Genomic DNA, 282 nt, shown 5'->3' with positions numbered 1-282 from the left:
TGGGAGACGGGCTTCCAGGCGCCGGCGACCGACATGATGCGGCAGATCGAATGGTTCGGGAACTACACGATGTGGTTCATCATCCCGATCACCGTCCTGGTGCTGTTTCTGCTTGTCTATTGCATCGTGAAATTCCGCGCGAGCGCCAATCCGGTTCCCTCCAAGACCAGCCACAACACGCTGATCGAGGTGATCTGGACCGTCGGTCCGGTCGTCATCCTGCTTTGCCTGGCCATTCCCTCGTTCCAGCTCTTGACCGCGCAATATACGCCGCCGGAAGAG

Annotated in this window: 1 protein-coding gene; it reads left to right on the top strand. The window is 59.2% G+C overall.

The annotated features are described in order from the left end of the window. Positions 1–282, top strand: a 282-nt coding sequence (locus tag EN807_RS35015; protein ID WP_135938123.1) for a cytochrome c oxidase subunit II transmembrane domain-containing protein, incomplete at both ends; no start/stop codon positions are given.

Source organism: Mesorhizobium sp. M5C.F.Ca.ET.164.01.1.1 (assembly GCF_004792125.1).
Classification (GTDB): domain Bacteria; phylum Pseudomonadota; class Alphaproteobacteria; order Rhizobiales; family Rhizobiaceae; genus Mesorhizobium; species Mesorhizobium wenxiniae.
The sequence above is the reverse complement of the archived record's forward strand: the minus strand, read 5'-3'. Positions and strand labels throughout refer to the sequence as shown.